Origin of the sequence: Lysobacter sp. K5869 (assembly GCF_018847975.1) — a bacterium.
Taxonomy (GTDB): Bacteria; Pseudomonadota; Gammaproteobacteria; order Xanthomonadales; family Xanthomonadaceae; genus Lysobacter.
Map to the genome: position 1 here is coordinate 1,991,292 of NZ_CP072597.1, position 19,167 is coordinate 2,010,458.

The following is a 19,167-nucleotide window of genomic DNA, read 5'->3' on the forward strand; positions in this document are numbered from 1 at the left end:
GGGCGCGCGCTCAGGACAGCGCGGCGAGCGCCTGATCGAGTTCGACCGTCCAAATGCGTGCGTCGGCCTGGAAGTACAGCGCGTCGCCGCGGCCGTGGAAACGCTCGGCGGGCAGCGGCGCGCCCTCGTCGTCGCAGACGCGAAAGTGGGCGAGGACCGCGCACTGCTCGGCCTCGCCGAGCTTCAGCAACGCCAGCGTGTCGTGCTCGCGGTAGCCGCCGGTGAACAGCGCGTGCTCGCCGCGCGCGGCGAAGGCGTGCGCGCCGCGGATCGGCACGTTCCAATAGCGCGCGACCCGGTTTCCGCGCAGCAGCACCAGCGGGAACTGGGTGTAGTAGTACAGCCAGGTTTCGCGGTCGTCGGCGACGTTGAGCGCGTAGCAGTCGCAGATGGAGTCCAGGCCGGCCAGATCGGGCTGGAACCGATAGACGCACTCGCCGTTCGCGTCCCAGGCCGCGAGCCCGTGCTGGGAGACCGGGTCGTCGCCGAACACGCCTTGGTCGAAATAGGCGGTCCAGATCGCGCCCTTGCGCGTGGTCTGCAGGTGTTCGATGCCGTCGCCCAGGTGCAGCTCGCGCACTAGCTGGCCGTCGCGCGAGTACACCCGGCCGTTGCGCGCGTTCTCGCCCGCGCGGTCTAGCGGCACGCCGACGAACAACAGATCCGCGCCGAGCGGCTGCAGGGTATAGAGCCGGCAGGACGGGCTTTCGATGCGGACATCGAGCAGGCATTGACCGTCGAGCCAGGCGCGCGCGCGGTAGGGCGGTAGCGCACGTCCGGGGCTGTACGCGCCGAGCGCCTGCAGAACGTAGACCGCGCGCTCGGGGCCGACGGCGAACGCGATGGTCTCGTCCTTGCCGTCGAGTTCGGCGACGCAGCGTGCTTGCAGAGAAAGAGTGGGCGGCGGCTTGACCATGATCGAAGTCCCGATCCTTGAGACGAGCGGCGATGGTAACGCAGCCGCGCTCAGCGCGCGCCGCGTTGGAAGCGTTCGCGGTAATCGCGCGGCGCGATCCCGAGCTTGCGGCGGAAATGATGGCGCAGGGTGATCGCGCTGCCGAAGCCGGCGTCGCCGGCGATGCGCTCCAGCGGCGCGTCGGTGGTTTCCAACAGTTCGCGCGCGCGTTCGACCCGCGCCTGGATCAGCCAATCGGCCGGGCTGGCGCCGGTGGCTTGCTTGAACCGGCGCAGGAAGCTGCGCTCGCTCATCGCCGCCAGGCGCGCCAGTTCGGCCACGCTCCACGGCTCGGCCAAACGCCGGCGCATGCGTTCCAGCAGCGGCGACAGCGCGCCGCGTTCGCTGCGCTGCACCGGACGCTCGATGTATTGCGCCTGCCCGCCCTCGCGGTGCGGCGCGATCACCAAGCGCCGCGCGACGTGATTGGCGATGCGCGCGCCCCAGTCGCGCCGGACCAGATGTAGGCACAGGTCCAAGCCGGCGGCGCTGCCGGCCGAGGTCAGCAGCCGGCCTTCGTCGATGTAGATCGCATCGGCGTCCACGTCGATGCGTGGATGGCGCTCGCGCAGGGTTTGCGCGTAGCGCCAGTGCGTGGTCGCGCGGCGGCCGTCGAGCAAGCCGGCGGCGGCCAGCACGAACACGCCCGAACAGATCGACAGCACCCGCGCGCCGCGCGCGTGCGCTTCGCGCAGCGCATCGACGATCGCGGCCGGCACCGGTTCGTCGCAGCCGCGCCAGCCGGGGACGATCACCGTGCCGGCTTCGGCGAGGCGGTCCAGGCCGGCGTCGGCGCGCAGGCTCAAGCCGTACTGGCCGCGCAGCGGGCGGCGCTGCGCGGCGCAGGTTTCGAAGCGGTACCACGGCCGGTCGCGCAACTCGGCCTGCAATTCCGGGCGCGCCAGGCCGAACACTTCGGCCGCGCAGCCGAACTCGAACGCGCACAGGCCGTCGTAGACCAGCACGGCCACCAGCGGATTGGACGGGCCGCCGCGGCGGCGCGGAGCAGGGCGGGGCGACATTGGCGGGATCTGATCGATAGGTGGCGATTGCGCCAATGCTGCGCCCGCCGGACGCGGCCGACAATAGCCGCGTCCCCACCCGGAGCCGCACCATGCGCAACGCCGTCACCGAAGTCCCCGCCGCCGCGTCCGCTCAGGCGCTGGCGCGTTTCCAAGCCCAGTTCGCGTTCGAGACCGATTGCTGGGACGTGCACGCCGCGCTGGCGGCGGGCGAGCCCGGCTTCGTCCTGGTCGATGCGCGCGGTCCCGAGGCTTACGCCGCCGGCCATGTGCCCGGCGCGGTCAATATCCCGCACCGCAAGCTGATCGCCTCGCGGTTGGCCGCGTATCCGCCGCAGACCCTGTTCGTGGTCTATTGCGCCGGCCCGCACTGCAACGGCGCCGCGCGCGCGGCGGTGCGGCTGGCCGGACTGCAGCGGCCGGTGAAGCTGATGGCCGGCGGCGTCGCCGGCTGGCTCGACGAAGGTTTCGCGCTGGCGCGCCCGCACGCCGATGCGGCGGCTTGAACGAGGACGCGTCACGCCCCAGCTCTTTGCATCGTCGTCCCAGTAATCCCCCCGCACAGGACTCGCGATGAACGCTTCCGTTTTTACGCTCGACAACCCCGCCGGCCTCTACGATCCGGCGCCCAACGGCTATTCGCACCTCGCCCAAGTCGCCGCCGGCGCGCGCTGGGTGCTGGTGGCCGGGCAGGGCGGCGAAACCGCCGACGGCGCGCTGTCCGCCGACTTCCGTGCGCAGGTGCGCCAAGCCTTCGCCAACCTGTCGCTCGCGCTGGCCGCGGCCGGCGCGGGGCCGCGCGATGTGGTCAAGCTGACCGTGCTCGTGGTCGATCACAGCCACGCGCGGCTGGCGATCTTCGGCGAGGAACTGGCCGCGGCGTTCGGCGGCGACCATCGCCCGGCCTGCACCTTGATTCCGGTGCCGCGGCTGGCGCTGGACGGCATGCTGTTCGAGATCGAAGCGACGGCCGCGCTGGCGCCCTGAGCCCGCGCTACAATGGCGACGCGGCCGCAACGGCCGCGTCCCGCGGCGCATCGCCGCACTCTCCCGGACGTTCCGCGTCGCGCCCCGCACGGGCCGCGACGCCGACGGCTGGGCGAACCCAGCAGGAGCCCGCATGCAAGCCGATCATGGACTCGTCCTGCGCGCGGCGGCCTTCGCCGCCCAGCGCCACCGCCGCCAACGCCGTCGCGACGCCGAGGGCAGCCCGTACATCAACCACCCGTTGGCCTTGGCCGACACCTTGGCCAACCTCGGCGGCGTCGTCGACCCGGTGGTGCTGTGCGCGGCCTTGCTGCACGACACCGTCGAGGACACCGCGACCACCTTCGAGGAGATCGAGCTGGCGTTCGGCGCGCGCATCGCTTCGGTGGTGAGCGAAGTCACCGACGACAAGAGCCTGCCCAAGGCCGAGCGCAAGCGCCTTCAGATCGAGCACGCGCCGCATATTTCGCGCGAGGCGCAGTTGGTCAAGCTGGCCGACAAGATCTGCAATCTGACCGACCTGCTCGAAGCGCCGCCGCCGTGGCCGCTGCAGCGCAAGCGCGATTACTTCGACTGGACCGCGCAAGTGGTGGCCGGGTTGCGCGGCGCGCATCCGGGTTTGGAGGCGCGGTTCGACGCGCTGTATGCGCGGATCGGCGAGTTGACCGACGCGGCGTGATCGCGGTCGGCGAATCGGGGCGCAGGCGCGCAGGCCGCGGCGCCCGCCGCGGTTAGACTGCCGGTTCCCCTACGCCGCGACGTCCCCGCATGAGCGCTTCCGATCCCTTGACCCTGTCCCCCATCGTCGCCGGCTGCTGGCGCATGGCCGAGTGGAATCTCGACGCCGGCCAGCGTCTGCGCTGGATCGAACAAGCCCTGGACTTGGGCATCGACAGCTTCGACCACGCCGACATCTATGGCGATTACTCGGTCGAGGCGCTGTTCGGCGAAGCGCTGGCGCTGCGGCCCGCATTGCGCCAGCGCATCCGCCTGATCGGCAAATGTGGGATCAAGCTGACCTCGCCGCGGCGGCCCGAGCATGCGATCAAGTCCTACGACACCTCGCGCGCGCATGTGCTGGCGAGCGTAGAGAACTCGCTGCGCGCGCTGCGCACCGACCATCTCGACCTGCTGCTGATCCATCGCCCCGACTTGCTGATGGACGCCGACGAACTCGCCGCGACCTTCGCCGAGCTCAAGGCGGCCGGCAAGGTGCGGCACGTGGGCGTGTCCAACCACACGCCGGCGCAGTTGGCGTTGCTGCACGCGCGGCATCCGCTGGCGACGCATCAGATCGAACTCTCGCCGTTGCACTTGCCGCCGCTGGACGACGGCACCTTGGAGCAATGTCAGGCACTGCGGCTGCGGCCGATGCTGTGGTCGCCGCTGGCCGGCGGCCGTTTGTTCGGCGGCGGCGACGAGCGCGCCGAACGCGTGCGCGCGGTGTTGGCCGACCTCGGCCGCCGTCACGGCGGCGCGTCGGTGGCGACGATGGCGTATGCGTGGCTGCTGCGGCATCCCTCGCGGCCGTGGCCGATCACCGGCAGCGGCCGCGAGCAAGGACTGCGCGATGCGGTGGACGCGTTGGCGATCCGACTGTCGGCGCAAGAGTGGTACGAAGTCTGGCAAGCCAGCGCGGGCCGGGAAGTCGCGTAATTCCGCGATCTCCCTGTAGGAGCGGCGTAAGCCGCGACCGCGACATCGCGCGTGCGACGCAGGCCGGATGTCGCGGTCGCGGCTTACGCCGCTCCTACAGGGAGCGATCGAGGCATCAGCCTTGCGCTTGCTGCATTTCCTCGAAGCCCTGCGCGACCTTCTGCACGTCCTCGGGGAAATCGCCCATCTCCATGATCTGCCGCACTTCGATGGTCTCGTTGTCCGAACCCGGGCAACGCTGCGCCCATGCGATCGCTTCCTCGCGCGAGCCGACTTCGATCACCCAAAAGCCGCCGAGCACTTCCTTGGCTTCCGGGAACGGCCCGTCGGTCACCCGCGGCTTGCCGCCGCGGAAGCTCACCCGCGCGCCCATCGACGGCGGGTGCAGGCCTTCCAGCGAGCGCAGCACGCCGGCGGCCTGCAGGGTGTAGTTGTATTCCATCATCGCCGCGACCTGCTCGGCGCTGGGCAGGGCGCCGGGTTCGGCCGATTCGTAGCCCTGGGGGATCATCAGCATCATGAAACGCATGGCGGTTCTCCGGTTAGTGGTGGGGAAGGGACGGGATTCGGCCGCTTCTGTCATAGCGACGAACCGGGACGGCCGGAATCGACACGCCGCCGCGATTCTTTTGCGATTCTCGTGCGAACGGACGTATCGCGGGCGCCGCGGAACTGAATCGCGTCTGTCTTGCGCGCGCCGCCCCCTGCCGGGAACCGCCCCGGCCTTGCTTACCATCCCCGCTTCATTGACCTAGTCGGGGGCGGTGATGGGCGCGGCACGCGGGAACTTGGGCCGGACTTCCGGCGCGGCGATGGTACTGGCCTTGGCGGCGGTTTCGGCCGGCGCGGCCTTGGCGGCCGGCGCACCGGCCAAACCCGGCGCGCGCAAGCCGCGGCCGGCGCCGGACGCCAGCTTGGACGTCTACGCCGAACCCGGCGAGCGCATCGACATCGGCGGCGGCCGCAAGCTCAACCTGCGCTGCAGCGGCGAGGGCGGGCTCACCGTGTTGCTGGAGGCCGGTTTCGGCGCCGACTCCCTGGTCTGGGCCAAATCGCAGCCGCAGATCGCCCAGCACAACCGGGTCTGTTCCTACGACCGCGCCGGCCTGGGCTTCAGCGACGGCGGCCCGCTGCCGCGCGATCTCAAGGCCGATGTCGCCGATCTGCACGCGCTGATCGAGGCGGCCGATCTGGACACGCCGCTGATCCTGGTCGGCCATTCCTACGGCAGCCAGGTCGCGCGCCGTTACGACGAGCTCTATCCCAAGCAGGTCGCCGCGCTGGTGCTGGTCGACCCGCCCGAGCAGAACGTCGGCGAGTTCTCCGCCTCCTACGCCAAGACCGAAGCCGACATGGCGCCGCGCATGCTGGCGATGTACCGCGGCTGCGAACAGGGCGCGCGCGAAGGCCGGCTGGCCGCGGCGCGGCCGCCGTCGGATCTGAAGAACTGCCTGCGGCCGCCGAACCCGAACTACAGCGACAAGTTGAACGCCTCGATCCGCGCCTGGCGCTCCAAGCCGGCGTTTTGGGAAACGGTGATTTCCGGCTCGCAAGATCGCTTGTCGCTGTACGGCGGCGGTGTGCCCAAGAGCGAGCGCCACGACGGCAAGCCGGTGATCGTGCTCAGCGCCGACCAACCCTATGCCGGCGCGCCCGCCGACGACCTCAAGGCGCTGCTGGCCGCGCGCGAGCAGACCCATATGGCGCTGATCGGCACCTCGCGCTACGCCAAGCGCGTGACCATCGCCGACAGCTCGCACGACATCCCCAACGACCAGCCGGCGGCGCCGGCGATCGCGGTGTTCGAGGCGATGGAGATGCGCAAGCAGATCGGCCGCTGAGGCCGTGGCGGACCCGCCGTCCGCTTTGCCGCATCGGATGGAAAAGCAGCGGGCGCGAGCGCGCTTGCGCCGGAATGGCCGCTGTCGGCCTTTATTTCGCGCCCCATCGCTCACACTTCCTTACCGCGACGGGCCGGAAGATCGCCTGTCCCGCGGCGCCGGCGACCGGCGTCGCGTCAACGAACACCGCAAACGAAAGATCGGGAGACGACATGGAACTGGGCATGGTCGGCCTCGGGCGCATGGGCGCCAATATGGCCGAACGGTTGGTACGCGGCGGGCACAAGGTGGCGGGCTTCGATCCCGGCGCGGCGGCGCGCGAACAGGCCGCCGCGCGCGGCATCATTGCTGCGGCGTCGCTGAGCGAATTGATCGCCGCGCTGCCGGCGCCGCGCGCGGTATGGCTGATGGTCCCGGCCGGCGCGGTCGACGCGACCCTGGCCGAACTGCGGCCGCTGCTGGCGCCGGGCGACACGGTGATCGACGGCGGCAATTCCAACTACAAGGACACCGTGCGCCGCGCGGCCGAACTGCGCGCGCACGGCTTGCACTACGTGGATTCGGGCACCAGCGGCGGCGTGTGGGGCTTGCAGGAAGGCTACAGCCTGATGATCGGCGGCGAAGACGCCGCGGTCGAACGGCTGCGGCCGATCTTCGAGACGCTGGCGCCGGCGGCCGACCGCGGCTGGGGCCGGGTCGGGCCGAGCGGTTCGGGCCACTTCACCAAGATGATCCACAACGGCATCGAGTACGGAATGATGCAGGCCTACGCCGAAGGCTTCGCCATTCTCGGGCGCAAGGCCGAGTTCGGGCTGGACCTGCATCAGATCGCGCAGATCTGGCGCCACGGCAGCGTGGTGCGTTCGTGGCTGCTCGACCTCAGCGCCGATGCGCTGGGCAAGAATCCGTCGCTGCAAGGCATCGCGCCGTACGTCGAGGATTCCGGCGAAGGCCGCTGGACCGTCGCCGAAGCCATCGATCTGAACGTGTCGGCGCCGGTGATCACCGCCTCGCTGATGGAGCGGCTGCGTTCGCGCGAGAAGGATTCCTTCGCCGACAAGCTGCTCGCGGCGATGCGCAACGAGTTCGGCGGGCACGCGATCCGCAAGGAGTGACCGTCGCCGGGGCCGTCGCGCTGGCGGCGGCCCGGGCGATGCGCGTCGCGGCCTTCGCGCCCGGCGCCTTTGGATCCGCCGCGCGATGCGGCGGATCGCGGCGGGCCGATGCGCCCGCCGCATCGACGCGGAGGCGAAGCTTCGCGCCCGAGTCCTTCGATCCGGGCGACGCGATCGCCGAGCCCGGCGCGTCCTAAGCGAGGCCCACGGCGCGCAACGCCCGCCGACCGCGCGCCGCGCCTCATCCGAACCACAACCGCCGGCACCCGTATACCGCGACCTCGCGCGCCCCGATTACGACGTTGGTCGATCTGCGAACCCGCGCAGCTGCATTCATGCATGCGATGACGGCGGTCGCGCTTTGCCGTGGCCGCCCGCGCTAGCCTGCTTGCGCCCGCGGCGCCGAAGCATGCGCGTCGCCGCGGACGTCCACGACCGCGCGCGCTGCACCGCGCTTGCCGCGCCGCACCGATCCTCTCCTCGCCGCCGTCGCGGCGCGGGCGCCACGCGCCCGCGCGCGCCGCCGCCTGCGCGGTCGCCCACCGACCTTCCTCTAGCGGAGACTTCCCATGCACCACGCCACCGCCTTACCGCGCCGCGGCCTCAAAGTCCTGACCCTGGTCCTGGCCACCGCCGCTGCGCTCGCCGCCTCGCTCGCCGCGCAGGCCGCGCCGAACTATCCCTTCGGCAGCCACCGTCAGGCTTATGTCAGCGGCACGCTCAGTCCGAGCGTCGGCCGCGCTTCGGCCGATCAGTCCACCGCCTCGTTCTACCGCGCGTGGAAGCAGCGTTATCTGGTCGCGGGCTGCAAGGCCGGCGACTACCGGGTCAAGGCCTCCACCTCCGATGCGTACGTGGTTTCGGAAGGGCAGGGCTACGGCATGCTCATCACGGTGATGATGGCCGGCAACGATCCCGACGCGCAGGCGCTGTTCGACGGCTTGCACCGCTACAACCGCGCCCATCCCAGCGTCAACGATCCCGATCTGTTGGCCTGGGCGCAGGACTCGGCGTGCAAGAACGTCGAAGGCGCCGACTCGGCCACCGACGGCGACCTCGACATCGCCTACGCGTTGCTGCTCGCCGACCTGCAATGGGGATCGGGCGGTTCGATCAACTATTTGTCCGAAGCGCGCAAGGTCATCGCCGCGATCCGCCGCAGCAACATCAATCCCAACACCAAGCTGACCAACCTCGGCGACTGGGTCGACAGCGGCTCGCCGAACTTCTACAACGCCACGCGCAGCTCGGACTGGATGCTCGGCCACTTCCGCGGCTTCGCTTCCAAGCTCGGCGACAGCTACTGGACCGGCGTGCTCGACGCGCACCAGACCCTGATCGGCAAGATGCAGGGCAGCTACGCGCCGAACACCGGCCTGCTGCCGGACTTCATCGTCAACACCCACTCCACGGCCAAGCCGGCGCCGGCGAACTTCCTGGAAGCCGACACCGACGGCTGGTATTCGTGGAACGCCGGCCGGGTGCCGTGGCGCATCGGCATCGACGCCGCGGTCAGCGGCGACAGCCGCTCGCGCGCCGCCGCGCGCAAGCTCAGCCAGTGGATGCGCGGCAAGGCCGGCAACACGCCGAACAACATCCGCAGCGGCTACAAGCTCGACGGCACGGTGACGGAAAACTACAACAGCAGCTTCTTCACCGCGCCGTTCGGCGTCGCCGCCACGGTCGATACCGATCAAGCCTGGCTCGACAAGCTGTGGACCTACATGGCCAACGGCGGCACCAGCGATTACTACGGCGACAGCGTCAAGCTGCTGTCGATGCTGGCGGTGTCCAACAACTGGCTCAAGCCCTGATCCAGGACGAAGCGACCGGCCCGCGCGCGTCGCGGGCCGGTTCGCGGCGCTCATGTCAAGCGCCCGAGTCGGCAAAGTTTTGACAGGTCGCCTAGGTCGAAAGTCTATGGAGTTGTGCCGCCCGTCTCTTTTAGGATCGGCGTTCCGGTCGCGTTGGGGAACGCGCCGCAACGCGGTTCCCCGTGCGGTTCCGGCATCAACCAATGGAAGCGAGCGGGCCGTTGCGGCCCGATCCTGCGGCCTTCGCGGCCGCCATCGACGAGGCATAGGGAGCCATGCGCAAGATCGAGTCGAAACCGTTCTTTACCTTGAGCAAGTGCGTGGCCGGCCTGATGTTGGCGGGCGTTTGCGCGGTCGCGTCCGCGGCCGGCGAGCCCAAGCCCTTCGACAGCGCCAGCGTGCTCGAACAGCAGAAGCAGATCCGCAGCGATGTCGACGCGGGCCGCGGCGACTACGCCAAGCTCGAACCGGCCAAGCGCGACGAACTGCGCACGCGCCAGGATCGTCTCGGCCAGCTGCTGCAGGGCCGCAGCTACGATCAACTGAGCCCGTCCGAGCGCGATCAGGCGCATCAGGATCTGGCGTGGATCGGTCAGGCCGGCGGCACCGCGACCGCGTCGGCCGAGCCCGAGGAAAAGGTGGTTTGCCAGCGCGTGCGCTCGATCGGTTCCAACCGCATCGAGAAGGTGTGCAAGAGCGTCTCGCAGCGACGCGAAGAGCAGAAGAACCGGGTCGAACCGCAGCTCGAGCGTCCCGGCATTCGCTGAGCGCCGTCGACCGCGCGGCGGCAGCCGCGCGCGCGATCTCCGCTACAACGCCCGAACCGGCGCCGCGCAGCCTTCGCCGCGCGGCGCCCGCGACCGGCTCAGTCGCAACAACGGCACGGCTGCCCATTGCCGGGGCTCCACCCCGGCAACCCGCCGCAGCGGTCCTGGCAGACTTTCATGCTGCACAGCGCCTTGTCCGGCGGCGCCGACGAGGCGGCCTGGACGCCGAACCCGAATCCGAACGCGGCCAGCGCGAGCGCGGCCAGCCAGCCATACGACTTGCGTTTCATGCGCGATTCTCCCGAAGTGGCGAACGACGCGGGCGCGGCCCGCGTCGCCGGCACTGTAGGCGCGCGGCCGCGGCGCGGACCGCGACCGCGTCACCGAACGCGCGCGGGGTGACAGTTGTAAGCGCCGCGCACCGCGCGCGCCGGCCGCGCCGGGCCTCGCGCTACACTGCGGTCTTTCCGCTGCCGCGTGCCGCATGAATCCTCGCCGCCTCGCCATCGCCTTGGCGCTGCTCTTGGCCGGTTGCGCCAGCGCGCCGCCGCACAACCCGCTCGCGCAATGGCGCGGTTCGCCCAACTTCAACGAGCGGCGCGCGCAGCTGATCGTGCTGCACCACACCCAGATGGACAGCGTGCAGGAGGCCTTGCGCACCCTGCAGACCGCGAATTCGCAGGGCAAGGTCAGCGCGCACTATCTGATCGGCGAGGACGGGCGCATCTATCAGCTCGTCGCCGAGGATCGGCGCGCGTGGCACGCCGGCGCCGGCAGTTGGGGCGATGTGTCGGATCTGAATTCGGCGTCGATCGGGATCGAACTCGACAACGACGGCAACGAACCGTTCGCCGAGGCGCAGCTGCAAAGCTTGCTGCGTTTGCTCGAGGATCTGACCAAGCGCCTGGGCTTGCCGCGGCAGGCGATCCTCGCCCACGGCGATCTCGCGCCGGGCCGCAAGAGCGATCCCAGCGTGCAGTTCCCGTGGAAGCGCTTGGCCGACGCCGGTTTCGGCCTGTGGCCGCGCGAACCGCTGGCCGCGCCGCCGCCGGGTTTCGATGCGTGGGCGGCGTTGCGCTTGATCGGCTACGACCTGCGCGATCCCGGCGCCGCGTTGGCCTCGTTCCACCGCCGCTTCCGCGGCAACGAAGCGCGCGAGTGGCAGCCCGGCGACGCCGAGGTGCTGTACGACTTGCAGCGGCAGTTGGTGGCCTTGCCCGAAGGCGCGCCGGCGCCGCTGCCCGCGCCGCCGTTGCGTTGACGACTGCGTGGCGGCCGCATCGGGGAGCGCGCGCGACCTCGTTTCAGCCGATGCGCTTTCATGAGATGCGACGCGGCGGTCCGAGCCGAAGCATCGAAATCGCCGCCGGCTCACGACGGTTTCAAGCCGCCGCCTCGTACGGCATCGCCTCGCGCGCATCGCGCAAGGCCAGCGCCCACCAACGCAAGCGCGCCAGCGCGACGTCCATCGCCTGATGCACCGCCTGCGGCTCGCGCAACTCGCCGTCGGGCCCGAACTGGCGCCACGCATGGGCGAGGCAAACGCAATCGCGCAGCGTCGCCGCATGCAGTTCGCCGAACACCTGGCGCAATTGCTCGATCGCGCGCAGGCCGCCGGAGCTGGCGCCATAACTCACGAACGCCACCGGCTTGGCCCGCCACGGTTCGTAGCACGCGTCGATCAGCGCCTTCAGCGGCGCCGGATAGCCGTGGTTGTACTCGGGCGTGACGATCAGGAACGCATCGGCCGCGTGCAGGCGCTGGCGCAGTTGCTGCAACTGCGCCTCGTCGGCGCGGCTGGGGGTGCCGGACAGCGGCCACTGCGCCGGATCGATCAGATCGGTATCGAAACCGCCGTAACGGGCGACGCGGCGCTGCGCCCACGCGCCGACCACGTCGCAGAAACGGCCTTCGCGCGCGCTGCCGTAGACCAGCGCGAGGCGGAGATTGGAAGCCATGAGCGCAATCCTGCTGGAAATTCCCGGCAGGCTAAGACCTAAGCTTTACTTGAGGTCAAGCGAGGGCTTGCCCGAAGCCTCTGTAGGAGCGACGCGAGTCGCGACCGCGACATCGCGCCTGCGACGCAAGCGAGGTTTCGCGGTCGCGACTCGCGTCGCTCCTACAGGCAGCGGCCGCGGCTATCGCGCGATCACGCCGCCGCGTCCGCCGCCGGCTTACGCCGCAACTTGTAGATCACCCCGCCCACCAACAGCGCGATCGCCGCGGCGATCAGATTCTGCGCGCTGGCGCTGGCCAGCAGCCCCAGCGACAGCACGATCGCGGCGATCGGAATCAGCGGCCCGCCCGGCAGATGCAGCGCGCCTTCGCGGCCGTGATGGCGCTTTTGCAGCACCAGCACCGACACCGCGGTGCCGATGTAGGTGCACAGCCGCGCCACCACCGACAGCAGCGCGAGCTGCTGGAACGAACCGGTCAGCGCCAGCACCAGCGCGATCGCGCCGAGGAACAGCACCGCCCGCGCCGGGGTGTGGAAGCGCGGGTGGATCTGGCCCAGCGCGCGCGGCCCGTAGCCGTCGCGCGACAACGCCAGCAAGTAGCGCGGCCCCATCATCACCGTGTTGCTGTTGGTGCCCAGGATCGAAATCGCCGCGCCGACGGTCAGCACCAGCGCCAGGCCGGTGCCGCTGAAATGCGCGGCGGCTTCGGCCAGCGGACTGCTGGAGGCGGCGATGCCCGGCAGCGTGCCCAGCGCGACCAATTGCACGGTGAAATAGACGATGGTGACGATCACGATCATCGTCAGCAGCGCGAACGGCACGTCGCGGCGCGGGTTGCGGTACTCGCCGGCGGCGGCCGGCAGGTTCTCGAAGCCGGCGTAGGCGAACAGCAGCAACAGCGCGGCTTCGCCGAGGTGATCCATCGGCATCGGCGCATCGCTGTGCAGCAGCGAGGAATCGAAATAGAACGCGCCGATGGCGACGAACAGCACCAGCGGCACCAGCTTGCCGATCGCCAGCGCGACGCCGGCGCGCGCGGCGGTGCGCACGCCCAACACGTTGATCAGCACCAGCAAGCCGAGCGAACCGGCGACGATGAACACCCGCGCCGGCCCACCCTTGGCCGCCGGCCAGAACAGCGCCACCGCTTCGGCCAAGCCGTTGCTGAGCGAGGCGGCAGTGGAGATGCGCGTCACCAGCAGCATCCAGCCGACCTCGAAGCCGGCGAACGGCCCGAAGGCTTCGCGCGCGTACAGGTAACCGCCGCCGGGCTGATCGAAATAGCTCGCGGCCTGCGCGTAGCACAGCACCAGCAGCGCCACGGCGAAGCCGGCCAGCAACACCGCCCACAAACTGGCGGGGCCGAGCAGCGCGGCGGCGGTGGCGGGCAACAGGTAAATGCCGCTGCCGATGACGTCGTTGATCGACAAGCCGACGATCTGCCAGCGGCTCACCGCGCGGACGGTGCCGCTGGAGCCGGGCTCGGAAGAGGGCGATGCGGAAACGGCAGGTGCGCGGACGGAAGTCGGCTCGCTCGACGGCTGGCTCAAAACGTTGTTCCCCTCGCTCGGTGGCGGACGGCGCGCGCAAGGGCGGCCGCGATGGGGCCACCTTAGTGCCAGCGCGGCGCCCACTGCAATGCGCACCGCGGCATGTGCGGCGGCGCGAACGCCCTAAGCGCGCCGTGCCGGGTTCGGACCTTAGCCGCGGCCGCTGAATCGGCCGCGTTCGTAAACGTTTTGTTGCGTTCAGCCGTGCCGCCGCCGCGCGGCGGGCGATTAGCGATTAAGCGATCACGCTTTTCGCCGCGATCGCGTCGCGGCCTAACGCAGCGACGCCGCCGGCTGGTTAAAGAAACGTAGCCGCGCCGCCCGCGCCGCCGCTTTCGTTCATCGCGATGACGGCAGTGTGCAGCCCGTGCCGTCCCACTTCCCCTGCGGCACGAGCAGTCGGCCGCGGCTGCGGCGGTCCCCCGGTGTTCCCCCGCACCGCGCCGCAGCCGCGGTCGTGGCCAACACCGGCCGCGCCGCGACCCCGAGGCCCGGCCGAACAACCTGAGGTGCATGCTTCCATGAAGATCGATCTGCGCACTGCCGTCTACGCGTCCATCGTGCTGGGCGCGCTGTCGCTCGCCGCCTGCAAGACCAAGGGCGAAACCACGCCGGACGCGCCGGCGTCCTCGTCCACGCCGTCGAGCGCGCCGGCCGACGCGACCACCACGCCGCCGCCGGCCAACGGCGGCGGTTGATCGCCGCGCTCCGGCCGGCTGGCCCGGCCGGAGCCCGCGACGAGTCGCCGGCTCGCGAACGCGATGCAAGCGCGGCTCGGCGACGGGTTCGGCTGAACGCGCCGCTCGGGCGATTCGAGCGGGCGCCTGGATAAGCGGCCGGCGAGGCCGCGGCGTCCAAGCTTCGATCGACACGAACCGGTTTACTCGGACGCAGCGCGGTTGGGCGAGTCGGCTGCGTTGCGTCCGCTTTTTCGGGCCGTCCGGCGCGAACGCCGCGGCTCAAGCCCCTCCCGCGCGGAGCCGCCCTCGACAAGCGGGCAACGACAACGGCGGCTGCGGGAGGGGCTTGAGCCCCGGCGCTCTCGCCGCCGCGAGCGGCCCGGCGCCCATGCATCCAAGGCCGTGCGGGCCCATCGGCGTGAGCGCGTCTTTACCTGAATGAACGTTTCGCCCGGCCCCTGACTTCCGGCGCTGTCCCGCCCCGCGCGCGGGCCTAGAATCGCGCCCCATGACCGCCGCCTCCGCCCGCACCCGAGCCCTGCGCCTCGCCGCCGCCTTCGCGCTGCTGGCCGTGGCGAGCACGGCCGCGCAGGCGCGCACCGTGTACCGCTGCGTGCGCGACGGCACCGTCAGCCTCGCCACCGCGCCCGAACCCGGCTCGCGCTGCGAACCCAAGCAGTTCGACGACAACGCGGTGAAGCTGCCGAACCTGTGGGGCGAACTCGGCGTCATCAACGGCAACCTCTACGAACGCCAGCAAGACGGCAAGACCGTCTACAGCACGCGCAACCTGCCCGGCTCGGTGCGGGTGATGGGCTTCAGCGTGGCCACGCCGCCGGGCGAACCGGCGCATCCGGGCCTGGGCAAGGTCGGCAAGCCGCAGATCGACAAGTTCTCCGCGCAATTCCGCAGCGCCGCCAAGGCCAACGGCCTCGACGACGCATGGCTGCGCGCGATCGCCCACGCCGAAAGCGGCTTCGACGCCAAGGCGGTGTCGAGCAAGGGCGCGCAAGGCGTGATGCAGCTGATGCCGGAAACCGCCAAGGAATACGGCGTCGGCGACCCGTTCTCCTCCGACGAATCGATCAACGCCGGCGCGCGCCACCTCAAATCGCTGCTGCGCCGCTACAACAACGACCTGACCCTGGCGACCGCCGCCTACAACGCCGGCATCGGCACGGTGACCCGCTACCGCGGCGTGCCGCCGTATCGCGAAACGCAGGAGTACATCGCTAAGGTGGAGGCGTTGTTGCAGAGCTATCAGTTGGCGCTGGGGACGCGGAAGCCGGCGTTGCGCGCGGCGCAGTGAAGCAGGAGGTAGCGGATAGGAGTTAGGAGATAGCGAAAAGCCCGCGCCGCGATGGCGCGGAGTTGGCGGACAAAAAAAGCGGGCCGAAGCCCGCTTTTTTTATTGGAAGTTTCGCGCGAGCCGACGAACCGCCTCCGCTATCTCCTAACTTCTATCCGCTAACTTCTGCTTCAAATAGGAGTAAGCCGCAACAGCCGCGCATTCGCCCCATCCTCCAACAGCCACACATCGCCGTTCGGCCCTTGCTCGACCTCGCGGATGCGCTTGCCCATCGGATAGCGCTCGGCTTCCGCCGCGGTGTTGCCGTTGAACTTGACCCGCACCAGCGCCTGCGAGGCGAGGCCGCCGATCAAGCCGCTGCCGGCCCAGTTCGGGAAGCGCGTGCCCGAATAGATCACGAAGCCGGCCGGCGCGATCACCGGCGTCCACCACGCTTCCGGGGCGTTGAGGTCGGGGCGGGTGTTGTGGCGCGGGATCGGCGTGCCGTCGTAGTGATCGCCCTGCGACACCAGCGGCCAGCCGTAGTTGGAGCCGCGCTCGATCAGGTTGAGCTCGTCGCCGCCCATCGGGCCCATCTCGTGGATCCACAGCTTGTTCTGCGCATCGAAGGCGATGCCGAGCAGGTTGCGGTGGCCGTACGACCACACCGTCGCGGCGACGCCGCCGCGGCTGTAGAAGGGATTGTCGGTCGGCACGCTGCCGTCGTCGTTGAGGCGGATGACCTTGCCCAGCGGCGAATTGAGATCCTGCGCGGGGTCGAACTTCTGCCGTTCGCTGGAGGTGATCCACAGCTTGCGGTCCGGCCCGAACGCGAGGCGATGGCCGTAGTGGTTGCTGCCGGTGACCTTCGGCTGGCGCCAGATCACCTGCAGATTGCTCAGCGAACCGCCGGAGCTGGTGAGGTTGAGCTTGGCGCGCGCGACGGTGGCCCCGGCGGTGCCGCTGGTCGTGCCTTTCTCGGCGTAGCTGATGTAGATCAGGCTATTGGTGGCGAACTGCGGATGCAGGATCACGTCGCCGAAACCGCCTTGGCCGCCGTAGGCCACGGCCGGCACGCCGGTGATGGTCTGCGCGCTGCCGCCGATGGTCAGCACCTTGAGCACGCCGCGCTTTTCGGTGACCAACAAACGGCCGTTGGGCAGGAAGGTCATCGCCCACGGTTCGTTGAAGCGCGCCACTTCGGTGGCGGTGAACGGATTGGCCTTGGCCGCGGCGGCGGCCGGTGCGGTTGCGGTGTCGTGCGCGAGCGCGGCGGTCGCGGGCAGTGCCAGCGCGGCGGCGCACAGCAGGCTGAGCGGGTTGAGTTTCATCGCGGTTCTCCGGCGTGGGGCGTGGGGAAGGCCGGCCGAGAGTGCCACCCGCCGCGCGCGCGATCTTGCGACCGCCTCGGCAATTCGCCGCGCGCACGCGGGCACCGCGAACGATCTTCAACCGCGATCACGCGCGCAATGAGGCTTGCGCGCTAGGAAATCGTAAGCGGGCGAGATGCCGCGCCGCGCACGGCTGCATCGGCGCCGTACCGCGGTCACGCGAATGCTGCACGTGCGCGCGCGACGCGCGAGCGCGTCGCGCGTTGCGAACGCGCGTTCGCTTGTATACGCGCGTGGGCGCACCGCGCCGTCGCGCAGTCGCGCCTGTGTCGACCCGCGCTTCAGGCGAAGGCTTTCGGCGCGTCGAACGGCAGGATCTCCACGCCGGCCGCGCGCGTCAGCACATAGGCTTCGGCGCGACCGAGCAGATCGCGGTCGCCGTCGATCACCACCAGGATGCGGCCGGCGCGGATATGCGCGTCGAACTTGCGCCGGATCGGATCGGGCAGCGACGAGCCCACCAAGGCCGAGGCCCAACAGCCGACCATCGCGCCGGCGGCCAGCGCCGCCGCGGTGCCGGCGACGGTCAGGCCGATCGGCGTCACCACCACCGCGAGCAAGCCGGCGAGCAAGCCGGCCGCGCCGCCGTAGCCGGCGCCGCGCAAGGCCGCGGGCATCAAATCGGTGTCGGCTTCCTTGCGTTCGTTGGGAATCGATTCGAGCTCGATGTCCGAGCGCGCGATCAACAAAATATCGTCGTCGCGCACGCCGGCTTCGCGCGCGGCGTCCATCGCCGCTTGCGCACGATCAAATCGGGAGTGCTGAACACATGGCGGGTTTTCATTTCGCCCTCCGCGCGCCGCCGTCGCTGGCGTTCCCGAGGGAGCGCCGGTCGCACCGGTCCGGCACGGCGGCGTAGCCAGCCGGGCCGTGTGCCGCCAGCGTCCGCCGCATCGGGTTAAGACGCGGTGAGCCGACCGTCGGTCGGCCGCCGCCAGGGGTGAGAAACGTCACTGGACGGCCGCCGGCCGCGCCGCGCATCCTGCCGGCGCGGTGCTCCGCATCGCCCGTCCGCCATCGCCGCCCGGAGTCGCGCATGCTGCCCAGCGTGGAAGTGCACTGTCCCTATTGCGGCGAACCGATCGAGTTGCTGATCGACGAATCCGCCGGCGATCAGCGCTATATCGAAGACTGCCAAGTCTGCTGCCGCCCGATCGTGGTCATGGTCAGCGCGGACGGCGACGGCGAGCCCGCGGTGGCGGTGTACGCGGAGAACGACGCATGACGCGCGCCGCGCTGGCCGCGGCGGCGCTGGGTTTGGTCGCGGGCGCGGCGATGGCGGCGGTGCCGGGCTTCGGCGCGCGCGGCGAAACCGTCGAACCGTGGGCGCCACCGCGCATCGCCAGCGCGCGCTTCGAGTCGCATCCGGCGTTCGATCCGCGCAACGGCGATCTTTATTTCGTGCGCAGCGCGCCGGATTTCACCGGCTGGCGCATCGTCGTCAGCCATTGCGGCGCCGACGGCTGGAGCGAACCGATCGAACCGTCCTTCGCCGGCGACGGCGTCGAGGCCGATCCGTGGTTCGCGCCGGACGGACGCACGCTGTACTTCATTTCCTCGCGCAGCCCCGACGGCGTCGCGCCGCCGGCGGGCGGCAAGCGCAAGGATCTCGATCTGTGGCGGGTCGAACGCGACGCGCACGGGCAATGGGGCCGGCCGCAGCGCCTGCCCGAGCCGGTGAATTCGCCCGGCGCCGAATGGTTCCCGCGGCTCGCGCCGGACGGCTGGCTGTATTTCGGCTCCACCGGCCGCCCCGGCGGCCTGGGCAAGACCGATCTGTGGCGCGCGCGCCAAGGCCGCGACGGCGCGTGGACGGTGGAGAACCTCGGCCCCCATCTCAACACCGCCGACGACGAGTACGAACCCTTGGTGTCGGCCGACGGCAAGCGCATGGTGCTGATGGCGGCCGATGGACTGTACGAAAGCCGGCGGACCGCGAAAGGCTGGTCGCAGCGGGTCAAGCTCGGTCCCAAGATCGACGCCAACGGCAGCGAGATCGGCGCGTTGCTGTCGCCGGACGGGCATTCGATGCTGTTCGCGCGCGACCTCAAGGGCGAGCGCTCCGGCGAATTTTTCCTCTGGCGCGACGGCAAGGGCGATCCGAACTGGCCGCCGCGCTGCCCGCGTTGACGATGGAACCCGC

21 protein-coding genes and 1 pseudogene are annotated in these 19,167 nt (G+C 70.4%); 14 read left to right on the plus strand and 8 right to left on the minus strand.

Annotation, left to right across the window (positions count from 1 at the left end):
• Window positions 1–10 precede the first annotated feature (10 nt).
• Both J5226_RS08530 and ftrA read right to left on the minus strand, forming a co-directional pair.
• Window positions 11–916 (minus strand): hypothetical protein, encoded by a 906-nt coding sequence (locus J5226_RS08530; RefSeq protein WP_215839497.1) that lies wholly within the window; start codon window positions 914–916, stop codon window positions 11–13.
• Between the two features lie 50 nt (window positions 917–966).
• Complete coding sequence (gene ftrA, locus J5226_RS08535; RefSeq protein ID WP_215839498.1) at window positions 967–1,977, minus strand: transcriptional regulator FtrA; 1,011 nt, start codon at window positions 1,975–1,977, stop codon at window positions 967–969.
• A gap of 92 nt (window positions 1,978–2,069) precedes the next feature.
• Here ftrA and J5226_RS08540 point away from each other — a divergent pair, with 92 nt between their 5' ends.
• The 4 genes from J5226_RS08540 to J5226_RS08555 all read left to right on the plus strand — a co-directional run bounded on the left by J5226_RS08540 (window position 2,070) and on the right by J5226_RS08555 (window position 4,620).
• Window positions 2,070–2,483, plus strand: a complete 414-nt coding sequence (locus J5226_RS08540; RefSeq protein ID WP_215839499.1) for a rhodanese-like domain-containing protein — start codon at window positions 2,070–2,072, stop codon at window positions 2,481–2,483.
• 67 nt (window positions 2,484–2,550) lie between these two features.
• Entirely contained in the window at window positions 2,551–2,964 is a 414-nt protein-coding gene (locus J5226_RS08545; RefSeq protein WP_215839500.1) for a RidA family protein, read from the plus strand.
• Between the two features lie 133 nt (window positions 2,965–3,097).
• Window positions 3,098–3,643, plus strand: coding sequence for an HD domain-containing protein (locus J5226_RS08550; protein ID WP_215839501.1), 546 nt, complete (start codon window positions 3,098–3,100; stop codon window positions 3,641–3,643).
• 89 nt (window positions 3,644–3,732) lie between these two features.
• Window positions 3,733–4,620 carry an aldo/keto reductase gene (locus J5226_RS08555; RefSeq protein ID WP_215839502.1) on the plus strand — a complete coding sequence of 296 codons (888 nt, stop codon included), beginning with the start codon at window positions 3,733–3,735 and terminating at the stop codon, window positions 4,618–4,620.
• A gap of 115 nt (window positions 4,621–4,735) precedes the next feature.
• Here J5226_RS08555 and J5226_RS08560 read toward each other — a convergent pair whose 3' ends face one another.
• A complete protein-coding gene (locus J5226_RS08560; protein ID WP_215839503.1) occupies window positions 4,736–5,149 on the minus strand; it encodes a YciI family protein in 414 nt (137 codons plus the stop codon).
• A gap of 259 nt (window positions 5,150–5,408) precedes the next feature.
• On the opposite strand from J5226_RS08560, the gene J5226_RS08565 reads away from it, so the two are divergent.
• The 5 genes from J5226_RS08565 (at window position 5,409) to J5226_RS08585 (ending at window position 10,157) form a co-directional block, all read left to right on the plus strand.
• Window positions 5,409–6,461, plus strand: a complete 1,053-nt coding sequence (locus J5226_RS08565) for an alpha/beta hydrolase (RefSeq protein ID WP_215839504.1) — start codon at window positions 5,409–5,411, stop codon at window positions 6,459–6,461.
• Between the two features lie 212 nt (window positions 6,462–6,673).
• Complete coding sequence (gnd, locus tag J5226_RS08570; protein WP_215839505.1) at window positions 6,674–7,576, plus strand: phosphogluconate dehydrogenase (NAD(+)-dependent, decarboxylating); 903 nt, start codon at window positions 6,674–6,676, stop codon at window positions 7,574–7,576.
• The gene (locus J5226_RS08575; RefSeq protein WP_215839506.1) at window positions 7,573–7,773 is read left to right on the plus strand and encodes a hypothetical protein; all 201 of its coding nucleotides are present in this window, start codon (window positions 7,573–7,575) and stop codon (window positions 7,771–7,773) included. The genes gnd and J5226_RS08575 overlap by 4 nt, the downstream gene beginning before the upstream one ends.
• Window positions 7,774–8,145: 372 nt before the next feature.
• Complete coding sequence (locus J5226_RS08580) at window positions 8,146–9,390, plus strand: glycosyl hydrolase family 8 (RefSeq protein WP_215839507.1); 1,245 nt, start codon at window positions 8,146–8,148, stop codon at window positions 9,388–9,390.
• A 275-nt stretch (window positions 9,391–9,665) separates the two neighbouring features.
• Window positions 9,666–10,157 carry a hypothetical protein gene (locus J5226_RS08585; RefSeq protein ID WP_215839508.1) on the plus strand — a complete coding sequence of 164 codons (492 nt, stop codon included), beginning with the start codon at window positions 9,666–9,668 and terminating at the stop codon, window positions 10,155–10,157.
• A gap of 98 nt (window positions 10,158–10,255) precedes the next feature.
• Here the strand turns inward: J5226_RS08585 and J5226_RS08590 are convergent, their stop codons facing one another.
• Window positions 10,256–10,447: a hypothetical protein gene (locus J5226_RS08590; protein WP_215839509.1), complete on the minus strand. Its 192-nt coding sequence runs from the start codon at window positions 10,445–10,447 to the stop codon at window positions 10,256–10,258.
• Window positions 10,448–10,641: 194 nt separating this feature from the next.
• Between J5226_RS08590 and J5226_RS08595 the strand changes: the two genes are divergently transcribed.
• Window positions 10,642–11,418 carry an N-acetylmuramoyl-L-alanine amidase gene (locus J5226_RS08595; protein WP_215839510.1) on the plus strand — a complete coding sequence of 259 codons (777 nt, stop codon included), beginning with the start codon at window positions 10,642–10,644 and terminating at the stop codon, window positions 11,416–11,418.
• A gap of 121 nt (window positions 11,419–11,539) precedes the next feature.
• Here the strand turns inward: J5226_RS08595 and J5226_RS08600 are convergent, their stop codons facing one another.
• Together J5226_RS08600 and J5226_RS08605 are read right to left on the minus strand one after the other, a co-directional pair.
• The gene (locus J5226_RS08600) at window positions 11,540–12,115 is read right to left on the minus strand and encodes an NAD(P)H-dependent oxidoreductase (protein ID WP_215839511.1); all 576 of its coding nucleotides are present in this window, start codon (window positions 12,113–12,115) and stop codon (window positions 11,540–11,542) included.
• Window positions 12,116–12,306: 191 nt separating this feature from the next.
• Window positions 12,307–13,569: an amino acid permease gene (locus J5226_RS08605; RefSeq protein WP_255323032.1), complete on the minus strand. Its 1,263-nt coding sequence runs from the start codon at window positions 13,567–13,569 to the stop codon at window positions 12,307–12,309.
• A gap of 617 nt (window positions 13,570–14,186) precedes the next feature.
• Between J5226_RS08605 and J5226_RS08610 the strand changes: the two genes are divergently transcribed.
• Window positions 14,187–14,363 (plus strand): hypothetical protein, encoded by a 177-nt coding sequence (locus tag J5226_RS08610; RefSeq protein WP_215839513.1) that lies wholly within the window; start codon window positions 14,187–14,189, stop codon window positions 14,361–14,363.
• 490 nt (window positions 14,364–14,853) lie between these two features.
• Entirely contained in the window at window positions 14,854–15,654 is an 801-nt protein-coding gene (locus J5226_RS08615) for a lytic transglycosylase domain-containing protein (protein ID WP_215839514.1), read from the plus strand.
• A gap of 170 nt (window positions 15,655–15,824) precedes the next feature.
• Here the strand turns inward: J5226_RS08615 and J5226_RS08620 are convergent, their stop codons facing one another.
• A complete protein-coding gene (locus J5226_RS08620; RefSeq protein WP_215839515.1) occupies window positions 15,825–16,964 on the minus strand; it encodes a PQQ-dependent sugar dehydrogenase in 1,140 nt (379 codons plus the stop codon).
• 341 nt (window positions 16,965–17,305) lie between these two features.
• Window positions 17,306–17,808 (minus strand): annotated as a pseudogene (locus J5226_RS08625) (hypothetical protein).
• Between the two features lie 252 nt (window positions 17,809–18,060).
• Between J5226_RS08625 and J5226_RS08630 the strand changes: the two are divergent.
• Together J5226_RS08630 and J5226_RS08635 are read left to right on the plus strand one after the other, a co-directional pair.
• Entirely contained in the window at window positions 18,061–18,249 is a 189-nt protein-coding gene (locus J5226_RS08630; RefSeq protein WP_215839516.1) for a CPXCG motif-containing cysteine-rich protein, read from the plus strand.
• On the plus strand, window positions 18,246–19,154 hold the full coding sequence (locus tag J5226_RS08635) for a hypothetical protein (protein WP_215839517.1): 909 nt from the start codon (window positions 18,246–18,248) through the stop codon (window positions 19,152–19,154). Before J5226_RS08630 ends, J5226_RS08635 begins: the two co-directional genes overlap by 4 nt.
• Window positions 19,155–19,167 lie beyond the last annotated feature (13 nt).